The organism is Mesorhizobium sp. M7D.F.Ca.US.004.01.2.1, from assembly GCF_003997785.1.
In the GTDB taxonomy this organism is placed as follows: Bacteria; Pseudomonadota; Alphaproteobacteria; order Rhizobiales; family Rhizobiaceae; genus Mesorhizobium; species Mesorhizobium loti.
The window spans coordinates 1-2,378 of sequence record NZ_RZRQ01000562.1 but is presented as its reverse complement, the minus strand read 5'-3'; the positions used below and the strand labels follow the sequence as shown (position 1 = coordinate 2,378).

Sequence of the window (2,378 nt, the reverse complement as noted above, 5' to 3'; positions counted from 1 at the left end):
GCCCAACATGGTGCTGGCCGGCAAGAAATCGGGCAAGGCGAGCAGTCCGGAAGAAGTCGCGGAAAAGACCATAAAACTGTTCCGCGAAACCGTACCGGCAGCGGTGCCGGGCATCGCCTTCCTCTCCGGCGGCCAGGAGGACGAGGAGGCGACCGCCAACCTCAACGCCATCAACGCCATCGGCCCGCATCCCTGGAAGCTGACCTTCTCCTATGGCCGCGCGCTGCAGGCCGCGCCGCAGAAAGCTTGGAGCGGCAAGGCCTCGAACGTCGCCGCCGGCCAGGCCGCCTTCACCCATCGCGCCCATATGAACCATCTGGCGGCGCTTGGAAAATGGAAGGCAAGCCTGGAACAGGCCGCCTGATCACAGTTCTTTCTTCCTCCTTCGAACCCGGGCCGATGCGCCCGGGTTTTTTGTTTGTGACGTGCCGGGCTTGGGATGGAGCCTCTCCGTCCTTATTTCCCCTTCGGCAAAACCCGACAGCAATGTCGGGTTGCGCTCATTCCAAACGTCCTTGGGGTGACAGACAGGGAGAGGTTCATGCATCGCAACAAGATCGTTTCGCGCGAAGACTGGTTCCAGGCGCACAAGGCACACCTGGCCCGCGAGAAGGAACTGACACGGCTTCGCGAGCGGATAGCAGCTGAGCGGCGCGAACTGCCCTGGCTGAAGATCAGGAAGGACTATGTCTTCGAGACCGAGCAAGGGCCGAAAAAACTGACCGGCCTGTTTGCCGGCAACAGCCAGCTGATCGTCTATCACTTCATGTTCGGGCCGGGCTGCAGCCATCATTGCGAGGGGTGCTCGTTCCTTGCCGACCATATCGACGGCGCCAATCAGCACCTTAGACATCACGACGTGTCGCTGGTCGTGGTTTCGCGCGCGCCGCTGGCGGAACTTCTGCCCTACAAGCAGCGCATGGGCTGGAAGTTCGACTGGGTGTCGTCCTATGCCTCCGATTTCAACTTCGACATGCAGGTCTCCTTCACCGACAGGCAGATCGCCGCCGGCGACACCACTTACAATTTCGAGACCCGTCCCAGGACATCGAAGGAGCTTCCCGGCGGCAGTGTTTTCTACAGGGACGAGACCGGCGACCTCTTCCTCACCTTCATGTCGCGCGCCCGCGGCGGCGAGGCACTGATCGGCACGTATGACTATCTCGACATGACGCCGAAGGGCCGCAACGAAACCGGCCCCTATCACGGCCTGATGGATTGGGTGCGCCTGCATGATGAATATCAGGGCAAGCAAGCGGGGCAGGCGAATTGCTGCGATTGAAGATCGTTCACGTCAGCCCAAACATGCGCTAAGGCTGCGGCTGATCGTTTAACGGTATTACCATGCGCTTCCCGGCACTCCTCACCTGGCTCGCCTTCCCGGTCTATATCTGGCAAGGCCTCGGTGTGCGACGCCGCACGACGCGCATGCTGCCGGCGCAGGGGCCGGTCATGCACGAAATATCAGGCAAGGCGCCAGCGATCTCGCTTCTGGTGCTGGGCGATTCCTCCGCCGCTTCGGTCGGCATCGGCAATTCGGAAGATGGGCTTGCCGCGCAACTCGCCGTGCTGATTTCACAGAATACAGGCCGCGCCGTGCGCTGGCGTGCTGCCGGCTTCAATTCGGCGACGTCGGGCCAGATTCGCGACCACGTACTGCCCAATCTGTCGGCCGATCCATGGACGCATATCGTGCTGGCCATCGGCACCAACGACACCAAGAATTTTCACTCCGTGCCGCGCTTCAAGAAGGAGTTCGGCGGGCTGCTCTATGGCCTGCGCGCCAAATGGCCGGAAGCGCGTGTGGTGTGGTCGCCGGTGCTGGAGTTCACGCGGGCGCCGGCGATGCCGCCGCTGCTCGGCAAAATCCTCGAAATCCGCGCCACCGAAATGAACCGGATGGGTGAACGCCTTTGCCTGGAGCGCGGTGCGGTGTCGGCGCCGCGCCTGCCGATCACCAATCCCGAGGCCGGCTTTGCCTCCGACGGCTTTCACGCATCGGAAGCCGGTTACCGCGCCTGGGCAGAACATCTCGTCGACCTTGTGCTAGCCAATTAGAGGGCCGGCACGGCCCACCTTGCCGGGTGCTGGTCTATGTCCAATGCCCAAGCACGGCTGTTATCGAAATCGCCGCCATCGCCAGCAGCGCCAGCTTCCAGAAGTCGCTGCGCCGTTTCAGCCCCGGCCAGCCGAGCGGCTTGATCAACTGGATGACCATGATGCCAACAATGACGAGCGCGAGGAGTTTCGACATGCCGCCTTTGACCAGCAACGCGGCCGGCTGTCAAAGCGCGTCCTTCGTTGCCTGAGAAAGAATGGGCGCCGCGATCCCGAACCGGAAACGCGACGCCCCCCTTTGACCGCGAGCGATCTACTTC

The 2,378-nt window shown here is 62.3% G+C and carries 4 protein-coding genes; 3 read left to right on the top strand and 1 reads right to left on the bottom strand.

Annotated features, from left to right (window positions below):
• The 3 genes from EN993_RS34735 to EN993_RS34725 form a co-directional block, all read left to right on the top strand.
• Positions 1–364 (top strand): class I fructose-bisphosphate aldolase (locus EN993_RS34735; RefSeq protein WP_127266131.1); only part of this gene is annotated, 364 nt, incomplete at its 5' end.
• Positions 365–541: 177 nt separating this feature from the next.
• Positions 542–1,282, top strand: coding sequence for a thioredoxin family protein (locus EN993_RS34730; RefSeq protein WP_127266130.1), 741 nt, complete (start codon positions 542–544; stop codon positions 1,280–1,282).
• A 62-nt stretch (positions 1,283–1,344) separates the two neighbouring features.
• Positions 1,345–2,058, top strand: coding sequence for an SGNH/GDSL hydrolase family protein (locus tag EN993_RS34725; RefSeq protein ID WP_109665028.1), 714 nt, complete (start codon positions 1,345–1,347; stop codon positions 2,056–2,058).
• A gap of 34 nt (positions 2,059–2,092) precedes the next feature.
• On the opposite strand, the gene EN993_RS34720 is transcribed toward EN993_RS34725, so the two are convergent.
• Entirely contained in the window at positions 2,093–2,254 is a 162-nt protein-coding gene (locus EN993_RS34720; RefSeq protein WP_082525434.1) for a hypothetical protein, read from the bottom strand.
• Positions 2,255–2,378 lie beyond the last annotated feature (124 nt).

Bases quoted from the DNA above. Each gene is read 5' to 3' on its own strand.
- EN993_RS34725 (WP_109665028.1), top strand. From the start codon at position 1,345: ATGCGCTTCCCGGCACTCCTCACCTGGCTCGCCTTCCCGGTCTATATC.
- EN993_RS34720 (WP_082525434.1), bottom strand. From the start codon at position 2,254: ATGTCGAAACTCCTCGCGCTCGTCATTGTTGGCATCATGGTCATCCAG.
- EN993_RS34730 (WP_127266130.1), top strand. From the start codon at position 542: ATGCATCGCAACAAGATCGTTTCGCGCGAAGACTGGTTCCAGGCGCAC.